An 18,887-nucleotide genomic window follows, 5' to 3' on the forward strand; every position below is an offset into this window, starting at 1 on the left:
AGAGGGCTGCATGAGATCAAGGGGTGTAGATATCGTCGCGCGTCCACGGCAGTTCATGGCTGCCATCCGGATGCGCCTTCACCGCGAGGATCTGGTGCAGATTGATCCAGCCGCGCGCAAACGCATAAGCACAGCCGGCCAGGTACAGACGCCAGATGCGTAGCGCCTGATCCGGCACCAGTTTGCCTGCGGTTTCAAGGTTATCCTCCAGCCGCTCGCTCCAGTGATCCAGCGTGCGCGCGTAATGCAGGCGCAGGCTTTCGACGTCGACAATCTCCAGCCCCGCTTCGCTGATCTCGGCCGAGATCATCGCAAGGTGCGGCAACTCGCCGTTGGGGAATACGTATTTCTCGATGAAATCCCCTGCACCGCGTCCCACCGGACGACCATCGGTGTGTTTGGCGGTGATGCCATGGTTCATCACCAGGCCGCCCTCCTTCACCGCACCGAACAGGGTTTTGCAGTACTCGGCGAGATTGGCGTGGCCAACGTGCTCGAACATGCCGACGCTGACTACCTTGTCGAAACGCCCGTCCTGAGGCAGATCGCGATAGTCGAGCAATTGCAGTTCGATCTGGTCTTCCAGGCCTTCGGCCTTGACTCGTTCGCGTGCCAGTTCCAGCTGTTCCTTGCTCAGGGTAATGCCGAAGACTTTGGCGCCGAACTCCCGCGCGGCATACCGCGCCAGCCCACCCCAGCCGCAACCGACATCCAGCAGGTAGTCGCCTGGCTGCAAGCGCAGCTTGCGGCATAAATGGCGGAATTTGGCTTGCTGCGCCTGCTCAAGGGTTTCGCTGCCCGTTTCGAAATACGCGCAGGAATACGCCATGTCGCTGTCCAGCCAGAGCTGGTAGAACGCATTGGACAGGTCGTAGTGATAGGAAATGGCTTTGGCGTCGGTTTCCTTGTCGTGCACCGAACGCACTGGCTGACTGTCTTCATCTTCGCCGAGCAAAGCGTTGCTCAATTCGTCGCAGACCCGGATGACCTCGCTGATCGAGCCCTCCAGTTCCAGCTTGCCTTCAACGAATGCCGCGCCGAGCGCATCCAGGCTTGGATGGGTGAACTGGGTGACCATCTGCGGGTCCTTGACCACGATGGTGACGCTGGGCGCCGGCCCCAGATTGAACTCATGGCCATCCCAGAGTCGCAAGCGAAGCGGAAGCTGCAGATTCTGTAAGGCCGGTGGAAGTTGCGCGAGCATGGAAAATCCCCCTTGTTTCAGACGTCAAGATCTGAGGGTAGACCATCCCAGAAAAATAGCAGGCTATCGATTTGATTAGCCTGATCTATCGTTGCAGACGCTCCAGCAAACCATCCTGAATCCACTGCTTCAACCAGGTAACGGCTTGAAGTGGCGCGCCCTCACCCTAAGTGACTGCTAACGCCGCGCACAGTTCAGCCATTGCAGCGAGAGATCATAGCGATCAGACGATTTCCTCCTTGAGCTTTAACAACGGCTCCTGAAATCGCAGCAAGCGCCCGGCATTGCCCAGCACCAGCAGCGTGCTCAGGTTGTGTAGCAGCGCGGCGATCATCGCCCCGGCAGCGCCAAGCCAGCCGAATGCAGCGAACAGGACGATGGCCAGCGTCCAGCCCAGTCCGATCACCACGTTGACTTGCAATGTCCGGCGACACTGGCGACTGAGCCGCACACAGGTGCCGAGCCGGCGCAAATCGCTGCCGATCAGCACGATGTCAGCCGAGGCCAATGCGATGTCGGCACCACCCGCGCCCATCGCCACACCGACCACGCCTGCCTTGAGCGCGAGGGAATCATTAATGCCGTCACCGACCACCATTGGCCGGAAACCATTGTCGATTTCCTTGAGCACGCGATTGAGTTTGTCCTCGGGCAAGGCCTGGGCTTCGACCTCATACAAACCGACCTCCCTGGCGAGCGACCGGGCCACGCTTTGACGATCGCCGGTCAGCAGCAATTGCCGTCCGAGCCCCAACTCACGCAATTCGTCGAGGGCGAAACGGGCTTCCGGTTTAACCGTGTCGGCGAGCAATAGCCAAGCGAGGAATTCCCCGTTCAATGCCAGCCCGGCGATGGGGCCATCGTGATCGGGGACCGTTGTCGTGGTGATGCCCAGTTGCGCGAACAATTCCGGCCGACCGAGCGCCGCTTCGCCCTGCCCGGTCATGGCGACAACACCAAGGCCCTGACGCTCGTGAATATCACTCAGCGCCAGACATTGATCCTGACTGACCAAGCCTGCGAGCGCACGACTGACCGGGTGACTGCTCGCCGCGCCGAGGCTGGCGGCAAGCGCCATGACCACAGACGACTCTGCTTGCGGGCTGTTGATCGACTGCAAGCGCAATGTGCCGTAAGTCAGCGTCCCGGTTTTATCGACGACCAGCGATGTCAGGTCCGCCAGTTCTTCGAGGAACGCCGAACTGCGAATCAAAATCCCGTGACGCGCTGCCACCGCGACACCGGCAATCGCCGTCGCCGGAGCGGACAACACCAACGCGCACGGACACGCTGCCACCAACACCGCGAGCATCGCTTGCGCATCGTTGGTGATGAACCAGGTCACCGCTGCCAGCAACAACACCAGCACCATGTAGCTGCCGGCGTAACGTTCGAGCAAACGGGTGATCGGTGGCTTCGAGCGCTCGGCGTTCTGCATCAGCGCGATGACTTTGCCGAGGGTCGACTCATTGCCAGTGCGGGTCACTTCAATGCGCAGCAGGCCATCGAGGTTGATCGCGCCGCCGAACACCGTCATGCCGACAGCCGCCTCGACTGGCACAGACTCACCGGTAATCGAAGCCGTATCGAGACTGGCCTGGCCGGACAAAACCCGACCGTCCGCCGGCACCCGATCACCCGCGCGCACCTCAACGGTGTCGCCGGATTTCAGCGTGCCGTTGTCCACTTCAATGATCGAACCATCGGCCAGAAGCTTGCGCGCGTGACTGCGCGTCAGTTGGCCGAGCGCGTGAATCGCTTCCTGCGAACCGATCACGCTGCGCTCTTCCAGCACATGGCCGAAGATCATGATGATCGGCAGCAGCGCCGCCGTCAGTAAGTCGCCGGTCGCCCACGCGCCGAGCATGGCCAGGGCAATCAGTTGATCGGTGATGCCGTGCAAACTTGGATAGCGCAGGCTGTACCACGCCGAACGCATCACCGGGACGGCGACTAATAAAGAAGCAAAACCGAGCAGCAACTGACTGACGCCGGTTTGCTCAGGCACCAGCCAACGCCAGATCAAACCCAGACCCAGCAGACCCAATGCAAGCATCGCCAACGTCAGCTGGCGTGCAGCGCGGCGTTGTTCGGCCGAGGACAACAGGCTCGGTGCAGCGGTCGTCGCAGTCATTTACTGGCTCCCTGAATGATCAGGCGGGAATCGTCTTTCGGGTCGACCGTTGTGACCGATCCAGCTTGGCCGAGGATCTTCGGCATGCGCTCGCGGTAAAGGCGCAGGAGCATTTGCGGGTCTGTACTTTTGGCCAGACTCGATACCGTTGCAGTGTCGGCCGTGGCTTTGGCCAAGCGTTCACTGGCCTGCGCGTGAGCGACTTGTAGCGCCCGATCGGCTTGTTCGTTGGCGGTCTGGGTGAGCTTTTCGGCATCGGTACGTGCGTTAGCCACAGCTTTGTCGGCTTGCTGACTGGCAGTCAACACCGCGTTGAATGCGCTGATCGCCGGATCCGGCAGACTCGATTGCACATCGACTCGCGCCACTTCGATCCCGATGCCCTGCCCGCTCGCCTTCAACTCGGCCAAGCGCTTGTTGATGCCCTGCACCAGATCACCGCGCAATCGCTCACGGCGTTCGGCGGCCTGGCTGTCAGCGCCGATCAATTCAGGACGTGCGACCAGAATAGTGTCCAGATCCCTGGCGGCGGTCAGCGCTACGGCACTGCGAGTGACCAATCGATCGAGCGCCGGCAGCACATGATCGGCCTGCAATACAAAGTCGTATGGGTCAGTGACTTTGTAAAATACCCGCACATCCAGTTGCACCACACCGGCATCACCGGTCAATAAATAACCAGACCCCGCCAGGGCATCGCTCAGTGGTGTGGCGAAGGAAGCGACCCGATCAGCCTTGAGTGCTTCATCGCTGCGCAACAGATTTTCCACCCGCCGCTCGATCACCCGATCCGCGGCCGGCAACAAAACCACCTGTTCGAACGGCTGCGGCCATGCCAACAACAGCCCGGCGTTCTGCACGCGATCCAGTGCACCAAAGTGCAAAACCACCGCACGATTCTGCGGATCGATCTGTCGCACATTGGAAAACGCCCAAGCCAATGCGGCCAACACCGTCACCGCATAAAGGGCAAGAAATGCCAAACGACCAGCCTGAATCCACGGGCTGTTTAGCGAATGTGTTCCACGTGGAACTTCTTCACTCATGGCTGCGTTCCGGTGTTTCTGTCGAGTGCTGGCGGGCCATCGACCAGCACGCGGAATGGCGCCGCGTCAGTGCGCAAGATCAGTTTGGTGTCCGGCGTGACAATGGTGCCGAGGGTGTCTAGCGAACGCAGCAAGTTGTACAGCTGCGGCGAACTGGCGTACGCACGGCCGTAAATCTGCGCGGCTTCAACGCGAGATTGTGCTTCGATTTCTGCGGCTTTCACGGTGGCGTCGGCCTGCACAATTCGCGCATCGCGTTCGGCAGCAGAGCGGATTTGCGCAGCCTCACGTTTGCCGATCGCCGTGCGTTCGGTAGCGATTGTTTCACGCTCGGCGCGCATGCGATCGACGGTGGCGGTAAGGGTCACAGAAGGCAAAGTCAAACGCTCGACGCCGACTTGCACAACACGCACGCCATAGGTGGCGAGCAATTGTTGATCGATCTGCTGACGCAACTGCGCTTCGAATTCAGCGATGTGCACCAGACTGGCATCGGTGTTCACCAGATTCGCCAGATCGAAACTGCTGGCGGTGGTTTCCAGCGCCGAGCCAACGAAGGTGCGAATCTGCCGCGCCGCTTCATCGGGCTGGTTCTGCACCGCGCGCATGAAACGCTGCACATTGTCCGCATCACCCTGCACCTGCCACGCCACATAGGCCTGAACGATGATGCGCAAACCGTCGCGGGTACCGACATCCTGCAAGCCGCTGGAGGTGGTGCGCAGACGCAGATCCACCGGGATCGCCGCTTCGAACGGCGCCGGCCAACGCCAGCTCAAACCCGGATCAAGCAGTACCCGCGATGGATTACCGAAACGGGTAATCACCGTGGCTTCACCCGAGCGTACTTGCACCAGGCTCGCTGCTGCGATGGCGAACGCCACCAGCAACACAGCCCAACTCATGCGTCGCCACGGGAAAGGCCCCGCCTCTTCCGGCGCACCGTGGTGATGGTGATGATGGTGATGTCCACCGTGGCCATGATCATGGTCGCGGTGATCATGCGGTTCGTGAGTGTGCGACTGGCTCAATGGGCGACTCCTGGTTGAGCGGTATTGCGCGCGGGCGACGGGTCAGCCGGCAGCGTGAAGGTACGCAGATCGATGGTCGGCGCATTGCTGCTGCCGCCCAGGCGATGGTCAAGCACCAGCAATGAGGCTTTACTCAGGCCTTGGCTGAGCTGACCGAGATATTGCTCAAGCACGAAAGCCTGACCAGCACTGGCGTAGGCTTTTTGTTCGGCCGAGAATTTCAGATCCGCCGCCTGCGTCGCAGCACGGGTTTCGCGCGCGTTGGCGCTGGCCTGATCGCGGGCAAGGCTGGCCTGCAATTGCGCCTGATTGCTCGCTTCGGCCGCAGCGCCACGCTCGCGGTAGATCAACGCCTGCGCGCCGATCTGTGCCGCTTGCACGCTGTGGTAGGCATTGGCGGCGCCGGCCGGCGGGTGAATGGCTTCAACTACCGTGGCGAGAATTTCCACGCCACTGTTGAGTCGCTGCAGATCACTTTGCACCGCGCGACCGATCTCTTCGCCCAGCCCGACCCGATCTTCACCGAGCAAACCGTCGAGCGTGCGTGAGGCAAAATCGTGCACCAGAATCCGGCTGGCCGTGCTGCGAATCAGCGTCGGCACATCGGAACTGTTGTAAGTCGCGGCCAGCGCCGCCTGATCAGTCAGGCCGATGCGATAAACGAAGCGCACGTCCATGTTGACGATCTGAAAGCTCTGTTGAGCGCCACGGCTGCTGGCGATGACTTGCGACTTGTCGTTGACGTGGCTGGCGTCCCACAAGCGGTTTGCTGTCATCGGCGCTGGGCCTTCGGCAGGATCGGCTTGCAGCGGCGCCGGGTTCTCGCCGACGCTGGTGGCCAATTCGTGCACCACGCCGTTCTCGACGATCAGCACACGCCCCAGCGGCCACGGCAAACCGGTGTGCAACCCTGGGCCGAACACCTGCACCGGTTTGCCGAAGCGCTCATAGATGCCACGGCCCTGTAGCGGGATTTCATTAATGCCGGTGAGCAACCATCCCACCGCTGCGACGAGCGCCAGCACCGGCAGAAATGCTCGGCGCATGAAACTGAACGCCCAGATCTGGCGCAGATCGATGCCAAAGCGGTTGTGCAATTCATGCTGCAATGCGAGTAATGGTTGTGGTGGCCAACGCAGCATGTCGGCGACGAAACTGCGCGCCAGGAGCGTCGGCTCAAGCTGTTCGCGGTGGGGACTGAAGACGGAGAGAACAGCGCGCAAGAGCAATTCGATCGCGACCAATCCCGGCAAGATACCGATCAATACGCAAAAGCGAACCGGCCAAATAGCATTCTCGCCAGCAAACAACAAACACAGCGCACCGAGCACCAGACTGATAATCGCCACGCGCACCAGTTGCGCCAGTGACCCGGCTTCGGGCCATTGCGCGGGTATTTCCTGAGCGAGTTGTCGCTCAAACACCAACAAGCCGAACGCCAGCAACAATGCCAACGCCGCGCCCACCGTGGCGGACAATCCAACGGCTGCGGCGGGCAGTGCTAGGTTCCATACCTGTTCGATGCTCAGCGCCACCAGTAACGCCCAGCCACCCAACCACAGCGTTGCGGCACCGATCTGGCCCAGCACATGCAAACCACGCTGGCTGAGGCGATCCAGAAGGCGCTCGTACCACCCTTGCGGTGCAGCGAGTTCATCTTCGGCTATCGGCGTCAGCACCACAGGATTGATCACCCGCGCGCGCCATTGCGTCACCCACCACGCTGATTGCAACCCGGCGACCAACACCAGCAGCGCCGCGCTCTGATTAACCAGCAGCGGCAGCCACAGTGATTGAGGCGCAAACAACCCGACGAAAAACGCCGACACCCAGCCTGCCCCAGCCAAGCCGCCAAGGCCCAAAGCCCAGCGCCGCAGATGTCTGCCCTGTGTGGCCGCCTGCTGAAAACGCGGCAGTCCGGTCACCGGCGTGCCATCCACCTCCAGATCAACTTGCATATCACCCCAATCATTGGCTCGCGGTTCATATCGTTACGATATAACGAAAAACGTGAAATATTCGTACACAATTACGCGTATTCAAAGACGCCCAACCTGTCGCTTGCCTGAAGCCTTGACCGAAAAGCCCCGAAACGCAGATATTACGTTCGTAATTTTTATTCAGAACTACTTTTAGCGATCCGCATCCATCCATCAGGAGCAAGCGCATGAGCAACTATGACGTGGTGATTTTGGGCGGCGGCCCCGGCGGTTATAACGCGGCGATCCGCGCCGGTCAGTTGGGTCTCAAGGCCGCCTGCGTGGAAGGTCGTGCGACGCTGGGCGGCACCTGCCTGAACGTCGGTTGCATGCCGTCAAAAGCCCTGTTGCATGCCTCGGAACTGTACGACGCGGCGATGGGTGCCGAATTCGCCAACCTCGGCATCGAGGTCAAACCGACCCTGAACCTCGCGCAAATGATGAAGCAGAAAGACGAGAGCGTGGCCGGCCTGACCAAAGGCATCGAGTTTCTGTTTCGCAAGAACAAGGTCGACTGGATCAAGGGCTGGGGCCACATCGACGGCCCGGGCAAAGTCACGGTGACCGACGCTCAAGGCAGTAAAGTCGAGCTGACCGCCAAGGACATCATCATCGCGACCGGCTCCGAGCCCACTCCCCTACCCGGCGTCGAGATCGATAACAAACGCATCCTCGACTCAACAGGCGCGCTGTCTCTGAGTGAAGTGCCCAAACATTTGGTGGTGATTGGTGCCGGGGTGATCGGCCTGGAACTGGGTTCAGTCTGGCGACGCCTGGGCGCGCAGGTCACCGTGGTCGAATACCTCGACCGCATCTGCCCCGGCGTCGATGGCGAGGCCGGCAAAACCCTGCAACGCTCACTGAGCAAACAGGGCATTACGTTCAAGTTGAGTTCGAAAGTCACCAGCGCCACCTCTTCCGCCAACGCTGTGCAACTCAGCGTCGAGCCGGCCGCTGGCGGTACGGCCGAATTGCTTGAAGCCGATTACGTGCTGGTCGCTATCGGTCGTCGCCCGTACACCCAAGGCCTCGGTCTGGAAAACGTCGGCCTGAGCACTGACAAGCGCGGCATGCTCGCCAACCAACAGCACCGTACCGAAGCCGCCGGGGTCTGGGTGATCGGCGACGTGACCTCCGGACCGATGCTCGCGCACAAGGCTGAAGATGAAGCGATGGCGTGCGTCGAGCAGATCCATGGCAAAGCGGGCGAGGTCAATTACGACCTGATCCCCAACGTGATCTACACCAGACCGGAACTGGCCAGCGTCGGCAAGACGGAAGAACAACTCAAGGCCGAGGGCCGTGCCTATAAGGTCGGCAAGTTTCCCTTCACCGCCAACAGCCGGGCGAAGATCAACCATGAGACCGAGGGTTTCGCCAAAGTCCTCGCTGATGAGCGCACCGATGAGGTCCTCGGCGTGCACCTGGTCGGCCCGAGTGTGAGTGAAATGATTGGCGAGTTTTGTGTGGCGTTGGAGTTCAGTGCGTCGGCGGAAGACATTGCGTTGACGTGTCACCCTCATCCGACCCGGTCCGAAGCGTTGCGCCAGGCGGCGATGAATGTCGAGGGGATGGCGACGCAGATGTAAGCAGGAAAGTATCTGGTGACTGGGCGTCCGCTATCGCGAGCAGGCTCACTCCTACAGTTGATCGCGTTTGTTTCAGGAGCCCGCGATCAATGTGGGCGCGAGCCTGCTCGCGATTGGGGACAACTCGGTCTCAGGCAGGAAGATGCCCCAGCGGTAACGCCCCCGGCGTCTTCACCGTGTGAATGGCAAAGTTGCTGCGAATGTCACTCACGCCTGGCAGCTTCAGCAGACAACTGCTGAGGAAGCGATCGTACGCACGCAAATCCGGCACCACCACTTGCAGCAAAAAGTCTGACTCTCCCGACACCAGAAACGCCGAAATCACCTCCTGCAATGCCGTCACTGCGGTGTAAAACGCCTCGGCCTGTTCATCGTTGTGCCGCTCGACCTTGACCCCGACAAACACCGTCAGTCCCAGCCCGACTTCATCGCGATCGAGATTGGCCTGATAACCGCGAATCACCCCGGCCTCCTCCAGCATCCGCACCCGGCGCAGGCACGGCGAGGCCGACAGGCCGATTTCATCCGCCAGTTCGACATTGCTCAGGCGCCCGTTACGTTGCAGGGCCGCGAGAATCTTGCGATCGAAGGCGTCGAGTTTCATGTTTGGCAGATCCCGATAGTCGTGCGATGGAAAACCAGCAGATTATGCCAATCAAGAAGCTTTTTGAAGCTGACTACGCAAGCACCTGCCCCGCCCCTTGGCCCTAGACTGGGCGCACCAAATCGACAACGAAAGGGCGGCAACATGGCGAGTCTCTGGCTGTTTTTTATGGCATTGGCGGTGGTCTATCTGTTGCCCGGCCCGGACATGATCCTGCTTCTGCAAACCGGTGCGCGACAGGGACGCGGCGCCGCACTGTCCACCGCTATCGGCCTGGGCGTTGCTCGCGGTTGCCACGTAGCGCTGGCGGCGCTGGGGCTGGCAGCGCTGTTCAAGGCTGCACCGTGGACATTCGAGGTCGTGCGGTTGGCGGGGGCGGCGTATCTGTTGTGGATCGGCATGCAATGCCTGCGCAGCACCCTGCTGCCGAACCTCAATGCGGGTGAGGCGGGTGAACCCCACGGGCAATGGCGCGAGGCGATCCGTCGCGGTCTGCTGACCAATCTGCTCAATCCCAAGGCGTTGCTGTTCTGCTCGGTGCTGCTGCCGCAGTTCATCGTCAATGACGGCGCACCGGTGCTGAGCCAGTTCGCCGTGCTCGGCATGTTGCTGGTCGGCGTCGGCCTACTGTTCGACAGCGCCTACGCCCTCACCGGCGCCGCATTGGGTCGTTGGCTGCAACACAGTCCAACGGCCCAACGCGTACAACAATGGCTGTTCGGCAGCCTGCTGATCGGTTTCGCCCTACGTCTGACCTTTGTCCAGCAGGCTTAGCCTTTGCGGACCTTACGCTGGCGACGGGTGATCAGCAGCAATGCCGCAGCGCTGAACAGCACGATCGCGCCGATCTGCACCGGCCATTTGTACGGCCGCAGCGATGAACGCACGGCATCCGTGACCTGAGTGACGTAACGCTTGTCAGCGTTTTCGAAATCCGGGTACGGGCACTGATTGCCGAAGTCCACCGCCCACGGTACGAACGGGCCTTCCTTGATGTAACGCTGATACAGCGCACTCTGGTCTTCCAGGCTGCTGTTCCAGCCGGCAGCGTTGCACAGCACAGCGGCAAACGCCTGACTGGTGTGCGGCAGGTTGTCAGCGGCGCGTCCGGCAAGCTCGGTCGCGACAAAACGGTAGTGATAGCGTTGATCCGGTTTCGCTTCACTGGCGACCTGACGTTGCACTTCTGCCTCGCTCACCAGCGGACCGACCTTCAGCTCAGCGCTTTCCAGGCTGTAGTTGCCTGCGAACGTGGCGTAGTCCGGCGCCATCTCGTAACCGAGAATATCCATGCCCCACTCGCGGGCCGTCCACGCGGCGTTGTACAGCGCACTGGCGCGCTTGGTCGGCCACCATGCGGCATCGGCCTTGAGCCGTTGCTCGCCGTAGAGGCGAGCCTTGTTTTGCAAGTCGGGATTGTCGAAATAAGCGACCGCGTCGGCGTAATGCCCTTCGCGCAGCAAACGCCGGCCGAGCAGATTGCGCAGGCTGGCGGCGACCGGCAGCGGCACGTAGTTATCACGTTCCTGTTGAGTCAGCGCGGGCGGAGCCGGGACGTTATCGTCGACGTATTTTTTCAGCTCATCGACTGTCAGTACGCGCTCGGCCACGGTCGCGGCATCGAACCAATAGACACTGTTGCTGCGATACAACTGCACGAAAGCCTGCAGGTACTCGCCACGTTGCAACGCGAGAATCGCGCTTTCGCCCTCGACCCGGCATTTCGGCTGAACCGTTTCAAACGCCCAGTCCGGCGTACGGCGATAACCCCAGTCTTCGCTCTGCGGGAAGGCTTGCGCGGCTTTCGAATAGGCTGCGGCTGCGGCGTTCCTGTCGCCGTTACGCACCGCCAGTTTGGCCCGCAGCCACCACGCCAGTCCGCCATCACCGGCATTTTCAAGGAAGGCTTTGGCGCCGGCGTAATCACCTTGCTGATAACTCATCGCCGCCAGACGATCCGCGTTTTCGAGGCTACCGCGGGTGCTGTTTTGCAGGAGTTTCACCAGTTTTTTCTCGTTCGGCGGCTCATCGCCAAACGACCAGCCTTGACGGCTCACCAGCGATGCCGTGACCAGTTGCTGCACGGCTTTGTGCTGCAGCAACTCGGCGAGTTCGGCCTCGGGCAACTCCGCCAGTTCATTCATCAATTGCTTGAGCGAGGTGTAACCCACGGCCGAGCCGTGCAGGTTTTGCGCTTCATACAATTCGATGGCGCCGCTCCAGTCGCCTGCCGTGCGCAATGCCCGCGCCTCTTCACCGAGGCTGGCAACGCCCAACTCCAGCGGATCGCTGAAACCGTCGATGCTCATCTGCCGGGCCTGACGGAACGCAGCAAGTGATTGTTCCAGCGCTTCGATCGCATCCCCGCCTTCGCGGCTCACGGCAAACCAGGTGCGGCCCAGCGAGTACGCGGCCCAGGTACTGCGCAACGGACGCTGATCCGCCGGCAGCGCCAGCAGCTTGTCGAAATACTCGACCGCCAGTTGATGATCGCCGGTGGCAAACGCCACCGCACCGGCCACGTACAAACGGATTTCCGCCGGCAGACTGGCGCCTTGCACCTCGACCTGACGCGCATCGGTCAGGCCGCGCAGTTGTTTGACCAACGCTTGCTGCGCGGGACTCAGTCCGGCCTGCTCAGCTTTCTCCCGAGCTTCGGCGGCCGCGTTTTCCTCAGCGTACATATCGTTCGGATTGTGCGTCGCCGCAGTGACATTCTTCAGCCCGGCGATGGCTTTGCCGAGGCGACTGAGTTCGAAGTTGAAGTTGCCCTCAGGCAGATCCGCCAGGGTCTGCCCGCGATTGTCGAGCAGGCGCAGCGGGAAATCCGGTCCGCAGGCCAGCACCGAACCCAGTGGCAAACAGAGGCTCAGGCAGAGCAGATGGCGGGGCCAGTTACGGGTCAACATGCGAACCTCCTTGATCAATAATTGCGCAACGCGCCCAACCGATGGCGCGCTGCCCGCCCGCTGGCAAGCGGCCGTCGCGCAGGCGGGTGAAGGTAAGCAGATCCGGGCTTTGTTGCAACGAGTAACCGGCGAGCGCATCGGCACCTTCACAGCTTTTCGCCTTGAGAGTGATCCGCGCAGGCCAGGCACTGTCGAGGTTGCCGGGATTGTCGAGTTTGATGTCGTAGAGACCGTTGTGTTCGCTGAACGTCACGCCGAGCCGACTTTTAAGTTGTTCGCCACGGGCAACCGCGCGCAGGGTGGTCAGGCTCCAGGCACGGCGATCATTGGCCAGCGGCAGGCGAAACCAGATCAATCCGGCCAGGTGCGGCGGCGGGTCTTCGCGCAAAGCCTTGCCGAGTTGGCTCAATTGCTGCGGATCTGCGCGCAATTCCTGGCGCTCACCACCCCGCTCAAGTTGCACTTCGCTTTCCACCACCGGCGCCCCGCCATCATCCGGCAACAGCGCCACGCCATAGGCCGGTAGCGCCAGATAGAACGGTTTGTCAGTGATGCGCGCCCAACCCTTGGCCCACTTCAAGGCCTGATCAGGGTCGAACAGACCCCGTCGCGGATCGCTGACGGCGTGCACTTGCAGCACGCTGCTGTCGGCGGTTTGCAGGAGTGTTGGCAATTGCGCACTGCCGAGCCAGGCCGGCAATGCCGTAATGCTCATTGGCAAGGACGAGGGCAAGGCCGAGCGCAAATGTTTGAGGAATTCGGCGTAAGCCGGCAGACGCGCATTACCCGCGTCGTGATCGATCTCGACACCGCTCAGCGTCAGACCTTGCGCCTGCCAGTCGGCAAGCACCTGCAGAATCTGCGCGGTGACCTGATCCTGATCCAGCGACTTGAGCTGTCCGTCGAGACGAATCACCGCGATCAACGGACGGCCGTCGGCTTTCAATAACGGCGCATCGATCCGCGCCCGACTCCATCCCGCGTTCGGAAAGGCTTGCAGCGCGAGGACGCGTAGCGTCGAGAAATCCTGGCGACTGTCACGCAGCGCCGCTTCGTGGGCTGGCGTCCATTGGCGTTGCCAGATGTAAAGTTGTTGGTCGAGGGGAGGTGCGTCCTGCTGCTTGCAAGCAGAAAGCACCATCAACGCGAACAGACCGACGATAAACCGCATACCTTCCAGATCCCTGACACCACAAGGCTGCAAGGTTACACAAATCCGTGGGGGAGCGAGCCTGCTCGCGAAGGCGGTGTATTAGCCGAAAGCCCTGTGACTGACATGGCCTCTTCGCGAGCAGGCTCGCTCCCGCACGTCGATCAGGACGTCACTTCAGAAGAGGCTACGTTCGCTCGGGACGTTGCGAGGCGTTTCACCAATGCGGTGCCACGGTTGCGCATGGGCATTTCGATGCAGCGATAATTCAGCTCGCTGAGCAATACGATCAGGCCGAAGGCAAACAACAAGGTCACGATCGGGTGTCCCGCCGGGCTCGGCAGGCCTGCACTCTGCAAACGGAAAATCACTTCGCGCACCAGGAAATACACCGGAATGTGGATCAGGTAGATGCCGTAGGAACGACTGCCCACCCACGCCATCAACCGCTGCAGGCGTCCGGCGGGCAGCAGATAATCCCTGTTGTATGAGGCGATCCACACCAGCACTGCACTGAGTATCGCGATAGCGCCGATGCGATAGTGACTTGCAGAAAAAGGGTCGGTGGCCAGATAACTCATCAGCAAGCCGAGGACGATCAGCACTGAAGTTCCGGCCCAGGGACGACTGAGAAACGTCGGCTGCAAGCGTCGATAGCTCGCTTGCACACTCCACATTGCCAGCAGCACGCCAAGGGCCAGCGCGTCGGTCCGAACAACCATCAGCAGCGGCGTGCGCACCATCAACAGTTGCACCGCAACCAGCGCCAGCAACACCCACACCAGATGTTTGCGGCACAGCAGGATCAGCAGCGGAAAGAGCAGGTAGAACTGCTCCTCCAGCGCCAGACTCCAGTAGACAAAACTGCTGCCGTACTCGTAGCGAAAGAACGCATCGGCAAAGCGGAAATTGGCGTACTGCAATACCCCCGCGAGCGTGGCCTGCAGGTTGGCGTGTACCGTGCCGAATGCCCCGGAGCGGTTGAAAAACACGCACAGCAGCAGCACCAGCGCCAGCCACAACCAGGCCGATGGCAGCAGGCGAAATGCTCGACGCAACCAGAAGTTACGCGTTTGCTCCCAATATTCCTGCCGGCTGCTGCAACTGCGCAGCGCTGGAATCAGACTGCGGGCAATAACGAATCCGGAAATGGCGAAAAACAGATCCACTCCCCACCACGGCTGCGCCCAGGCATGAATGGAGTCGAGCAGCGGCACAGGATCGCTAAACAGATTGCCGGACAAGTGATGAAACAGCACCCCAAGCACTGCGATGGCGCGCAGCACCTCGATGTCCATGATTCTTTTACTGCTCATCCGGCATCCCCGCATCCAGCGGTTTACGAGCAATGATCACCTGGCTCTTGGGCATGAACTGGTCGAGTACCTGTTTGATCGCAAGCCCGTCGGGCCGGTCAAGCATCTCTTCCCAGGTTCTGGCCCACCCGCCCATCAGATGCGGGAACGGCGCATGAATGCGATCGCGCACCGCACCGCCCGGATCCTTGCCGGCAGCCTTTTCGCTGGCCCAGAAGAAAATCATCCCCATCACCCAGAAGAACCCGGTGGCTTGTCGATGTTCGATGACCAGTCCGGCATCCTCGATCATTGCCTCGAAGCGCTCCGGGGTAAAAATCTGCACGTGGTTGGGCGACTGGTAATAACTCGGCGGGGCAATGCCTTTCTGCAAATGCTCGCCAACCGGTGCTGGCACGCTGAGCAGATACAACGCACCAGGGCGTCCCATACGCGCCAGCTCGGCCATGAACGGCTCGGGCTCGTCGACGTGCTCCAGCACTTCCATGCACACCACCCGGCTCGCACAGCCATCCGCCAATGGCAGGGGCAAGCTGTTGCTGACCAGCCCCAGACTCGGCCTGGAGCTCTTGGCTTCAACCTGACGCGCCAGCTCGCTCACTTTGTCGTGTTCGCTGTCGGTGAAGATCACCGAGGCGCCCTGGCGTACCGCAAACAACGTCGCGGCGCCCTCACCACAACCGACGTCGAGCAAGGTGTCGTCAGGCGTTATGGCAAAGCCCCTGAGCAATTCGCCGCTGTCATTGAGAAACCAGCCGTCCAGCACCGCATCCCGCAAACCGACATCGCGTGGCGACCAGGTGAACAAGGGTTCCGGTTCAGCGTGGCGCTCGAACAGTTGCGTAAAAAATGCCTGCAACCGCTGCTCCGCCACGGCCTGGCTACAAAAACCCCGCAGACTTTCCACCGCTTGCGCCGACATGTGCGCATAACGCTGTGGATCGTTTTTGGCCACCTCGTAACTGGCTCGATACGCCGCGCAAATCGAGGCCCAATTGGTCGCGTAGCGCAATGTCCGGTAAGCCGAGCGCGGATCGTGCGGCCACGTCGTGAACTCCTCGGTCGACTCGATCAGGAACGCGTTATCGACATTCATATAGTCGATCATTGCCGTCGTGCGCGGCGCCACGGCCGGTTTGCCGCAAGACATGAACTCCATCAGCGGCAGGCACTGGCCTTCGCCGTAGGATGTGTTGACGACGTAGCGGGTCGCCTGCACCAGACGTTCGTAATCCGCGTCCGCCAGATAGCCATAGACCAGCACCACGCGGCAGCGATAAGGCTGGTTTTTGTACAAGTGATGAAGGATATCGGTGAGCGCTTCTTCGGCATCGTGGTGGGTCAGTTTGAGCACCAGTGTCGCGTCATCGGTCTCACGGAACGTCGCGCAGAAGGCACTGATCATGTCTTCCCAGTTCTTGCGACCGTCGCGAGGGTTGAACACCGAGGTGTACACCACACCTTCAAGCAACAACGCCTGCTCGGTGACAGGCGCAAGAAAATCGATGCCCGGGCCACGGCGCAGGTGAACCGGGCCGAAGGCATCCAGATCGATCTCGCGACTGTCGACCACCAGCCCTTTGATCATCAATCGCACCGAGTCGACCACAGGTTGCCCTTGCAACTGCACGCCACGCGCCGCGAATCGATCCCAAACGGGGGCGGGTACGGCGACAATCGGGTAATCGGCGCCCATCGCGTCGCGCACTGCATTGACCGTGTAAGTGGAATGGGTGATCGCGGCACCGCAAGCGTCAAGGACCGTGCGCCAGTCGTTCAAGGGATCGCCGGCAAACGGCTCGTTGGGGATGGTGCTGAATTCCCAAGCGAATACGGGCACCGTCGGGCACGCCAGATGCACCGGGGTGCGGTGCGGTGGCGAGAACGACAGAAACACGCAAGGCTCGCCTCGGGACTGGCAGTCGGCGTACAACGCATCGACTTCAGTGTTCGGGTCCATGACCTCGATCACCCGCCCGAGGCGCTCCAGTACCGGCCGGTACTCCTTGAGAACGAAGTAATAGCTGTACTCCGAACGCCCCAGGTTACGGCTGATGGTGTGCTGGTTGGTTTCCGAATGGATGATGATCAGCATGAGGCGTTATCCGTAACCTGGGCAGTGTTGCCGACCGGTGACGGCGGCCCGAAAAAATCCGCAGCACGCTTTTGCAGAGCCGGTGTTGCGCAGTAATCCCGCATGCGTTCGGCGGCCGCCAGCGACATGCGCTGATAGTCCTCAGGCTGCGTCTTGGCCATCCGGTAACTGTTTTCGTAGGCCTTTTTCAACGATCCCCAATCCGGTCGATGACGATGTGCGCGAAAGAGCATTCGCGGGTCATGGGGCCAGGTGCACACCTCGACGCTGGAGCCGACCACGAACGCCACAGACGCGTCGATGTAATCCTGCATCGCCGTGTGATCGGGGGCGATCACCGGTTTGCCGCACGCCATGAACTCCATCAGCGGCAGGCACAGGCCTTCACAATGCGAAGCGTTGACGTAAAAACTCGCCGCCTGGTAGAGCCGCGCATATTCAGCATCATCCAGATAGCCCTGAATCATCACGACCCGGCAGGAAAAGGGTGCCAGTTGCGCCAGCGGCGTCATCAGGTGTGCGTAGACCGCCTCCAGATCGCTCTGAGTGAATTTCATCACCAGTGTGGCGTCGGGGGTGTCACGGAACGCCGCGCAAAAAGCGCTCAGGATCTGCAGCCAGTTCTTGCGCCCGTCGTCGGGGCGGAACACCGTCACGTAGACCACACCGTCCACACGGGTTTGAACCTCTAATGAACTGTCCGGCATGTCCCGCGGCGGCGGTTGAACCGTCACAGGCACAGGTTGCGGGCCGGCGATATTGGGCAGACATTTGCCAAGCCAGCCATGCAACGCCTCCGGAACCAGGTCGCGAATCCCTTCCCAGTACCAGTTATGCAGGAACCTGACGCGCGGCACCGGCGGTTCTTGCTCGTGGCCCAGATTCAGTAGCCACAAGCGCAAGTAATGCCGGGCAACGACAAAGCGCCGCTTCAAGGTCAGCGGTGGAGGACGCGAGGCCTCCAGCTGTGCTTCGATTTCCGCCAGTTCCTCCGGTGTCAGCGCCTTGGGCAGCAGATTGTCCGGGTGCAGGTTCATCTGGCGGGAATCAAAGATGCAACCTTTGACCGTCAACGTCGCACCCGCATTGACCGGCGCGCTGACGTGCTGCTCGCGAAGCGCTGCAAAGCGTTCCCACAGGGGTGCCGGCAAAACCAACACCGGGAAGTCTTCGCCCATGGCGCGACGAATCGCCTGGGCCGTATGGCTGGACAGTGTGATCACGCGACCGTGTCTGGCCAGCATGCGCGTCCAGTCCTGCCGTGGATCGTCGCTCCACTGTTCATCAGGGATCGACTCGTACTCCCACGCCACAACGCAGACGGTGGGGCACTCCAGATCGATAGGGGTTTTCTGGGGTCGGGTGAACGAGAGGAAAACACTCTCCTGACCCGCGGCGAGCAATTGCCGGTAGAGCGGATCGACCTCGGCCACAGCACTCACCACGTGAACTCGCCCGAGTTTTTCGAGCAACGGGTGATAGGCTTTCAGCACAAAGTAATAACTGGAATCGGGATGCCCCAGATTCTGGCTGATGGAACTGTCGTTGATGTCCGAGTAAAGAATGAAGTTCATGGCATTCCACGATGAAACTGCCATCCCGGCAGCCTCACACTATGACGGCCAAGCGTTGAATCGGCTCGATGGCCGTTCTTCGTCTTCGGTTCCGTCTTGTTCTTGTTTTAGTGGTCAGTTTCACCTTTGTGCACGACGATCCCGACGAACCCGGCCAATCGTGACAAGGCGCATTCTAAACACATCCGCAAAGCGTTCGTGAACCGCTCGGCGAGAATAAACCGGACTACGCTGACGAGAACTGACCAGTCACGGT

At 60.9% G+C, this 18,887-nt stretch carries 13 protein-coding genes and 2 pseudogenes; 2 read left to right on the forward strand and 13 right to left on the reverse strand.

What is annotated here, in order from left to right; all coding sequences use genetic code 11:
• Window positions 1-16: 16 nt before the first annotated feature.
• From cfaB to P3G59_RS29220, 6 genes and pseudogenes are all read right to left on the reverse strand, one after another.
• Window positions 17-1,204 carry a C17 cyclopropane fatty acid synthase CfaB gene (gene cfaB, locus P3G59_RS29195; protein ID WP_277759920.1) on the reverse strand — a complete coding sequence of 396 codons (1,188 nt, stop codon included), beginning with the start codon at window positions 1,202-1,204 and terminating at the stop codon, window positions 17-19.
• A gap of 85 nt (window positions 1,205-1,289) precedes the next feature.
• Window positions 1,290-1,403 (reverse strand): annotated as a pseudogene (locus tag P3G59_RS29200) (DUF2063 domain-containing protein); the annotation flags it as partial.
• Window positions 1,404-1,427: 24 nt separating this feature from the next.
• Window positions 1,428-3,338: a heavy metal translocating P-type ATPase gene (locus P3G59_RS29205; protein WP_277759921.1), complete on the reverse strand. Its 1,911-nt coding sequence runs from the start codon at window positions 3,336-3,338 to the stop codon at window positions 1,428-1,430.
• Complete coding sequence (locus tag P3G59_RS29210) at window positions 3,335-4,384, reverse strand: protease modulator HflK (RefSeq protein ID WP_277759922.1); 1,050 nt, start codon at window positions 4,382-4,384, stop codon at window positions 3,335-3,337. The genes P3G59_RS29205 and P3G59_RS29210 overlap by 4 nt, the downstream gene beginning before the upstream one ends.
• Complete coding sequence (locus P3G59_RS29215) at window positions 4,381-5,415, reverse strand: protease modulator HflC (protein WP_277759923.1); 1,035 nt, start codon at window positions 5,413-5,415, stop codon at window positions 4,381-4,383. The genes P3G59_RS29210 and P3G59_RS29215 overlap by 4 nt, the downstream gene beginning before the upstream one ends.
• Window positions 5,412-7,373 (reverse strand): protease modulator HflK, encoded by a 1,962-nt coding sequence (locus P3G59_RS29220; protein ID WP_277759924.1) that lies wholly within the window; start codon window positions 7,371-7,373, stop codon window positions 5,412-5,414. The genes P3G59_RS29215 and P3G59_RS29220 overlap by 4 nt, the downstream gene beginning before the upstream one ends.
• 209 nt (window positions 7,374-7,582) lie before the next feature.
• Here P3G59_RS29220 and lpdA point away from each other — a divergent pair, with 209 nt between their 5' ends.
• Window positions 7,583-8,983 (forward strand): dihydrolipoyl dehydrogenase, encoded by a 1,401-nt coding sequence (lpdA, locus tag P3G59_RS29225; RefSeq protein WP_277759925.1) that lies wholly within the window; start codon window positions 7,583-7,585, stop codon window positions 8,981-8,983.
• 130 nt (window positions 8,984-9,113) lie between these two features.
• On the opposite strand, the gene P3G59_RS29230 is transcribed toward lpdA, so the two are convergent.
• Window positions 9,114-9,587, reverse strand: coding sequence for an Lrp/AsnC family transcriptional regulator (locus P3G59_RS29230; RefSeq protein WP_277759926.1), 474 nt, complete (start codon window positions 9,585-9,587; stop codon window positions 9,114-9,116).
• A gap of 144 nt (window positions 9,588-9,731) precedes the next feature.
• On the opposite strand from P3G59_RS29230, the gene P3G59_RS29235 reads away from it, so the two are divergent.
• Window positions 9,732-10,361, forward strand: a complete 630-nt coding sequence (locus P3G59_RS29235) for a LysE family translocator (protein ID WP_277759927.1) — start codon at window positions 9,732-9,734, stop codon at window positions 10,359-10,361.
• On the opposite strand, the gene P3G59_RS29240 is transcribed toward P3G59_RS29235, so the two are convergent.
• The 6 genes and pseudogenes from P3G59_RS29240 to P3G59_RS29265 all read right to left on the reverse strand — a co-directional run bounded on the left by P3G59_RS29240 (window position 10,358) and on the right by P3G59_RS29265 (window position 18,631).
• Entirely contained in the window at window positions 10,358-12,496 is a 2,139-nt protein-coding gene (locus tag P3G59_RS29240; protein ID WP_277759928.1) for a hypothetical protein, read from the reverse strand. The two genes, P3G59_RS29235 and P3G59_RS29240, sit on opposite strands and share 4 nt — an antisense overlap.
• Window positions 12,483-13,667, reverse strand: coding sequence for a DUF3142 domain-containing protein (locus P3G59_RS29245; protein WP_277759929.1), 1,185 nt, complete (start codon window positions 13,665-13,667; stop codon window positions 12,483-12,485). The genes P3G59_RS29240 and P3G59_RS29245 overlap by 14 nt, the downstream gene beginning before the upstream one ends.
• 143 nt (window positions 13,668-13,810) lie before the next feature.
• Complete coding sequence (locus P3G59_RS29250; RefSeq protein WP_277759930.1) at window positions 13,811-14,962, reverse strand: acyltransferase; 1,152 nt, start codon at window positions 14,960-14,962, stop codon at window positions 13,811-13,813.
• Window positions 14,952-15,800, reverse strand: coding sequence for a class I SAM-dependent methyltransferase (locus tag P3G59_RS29255; protein ID WP_277762219.1), 849 nt, complete (start codon window positions 15,798-15,800; stop codon window positions 14,952-14,954). Before P3G59_RS29255 ends, P3G59_RS29250 begins: the two co-directional genes overlap by 11 nt.
• A pseudogene (locus P3G59_RS29260) lies at window positions 15,792-17,057 on the reverse strand (glycosyltransferase); the annotation flags it as partial. The pseudogene P3G59_RS29260 and the gene P3G59_RS29255, both read right to left, overlap by 9 nt.
• The gene (locus tag P3G59_RS29265; RefSeq protein ID WP_277759931.1) at window positions 17,051-18,631 is read right to left on the reverse strand and encodes a glycosyltransferase; all 1,581 of its coding nucleotides are present in this window, start codon (window positions 18,629-18,631) and stop codon (window positions 17,051-17,053) included. The pseudogene P3G59_RS29260 and the gene P3G59_RS29265, both read right to left, overlap by 7 nt.
• Window positions 18,632-18,887: the final 256 nt, after the last annotated feature.

The sequence above is a fragment of the Pseudomonas sp. A34-9 genome (assembly GCF_029543085.1).
Classification (GTDB): domain Bacteria; phylum Pseudomonadota; class Gammaproteobacteria; order Pseudomonadales; family Pseudomonadaceae; genus Aquipseudomonas.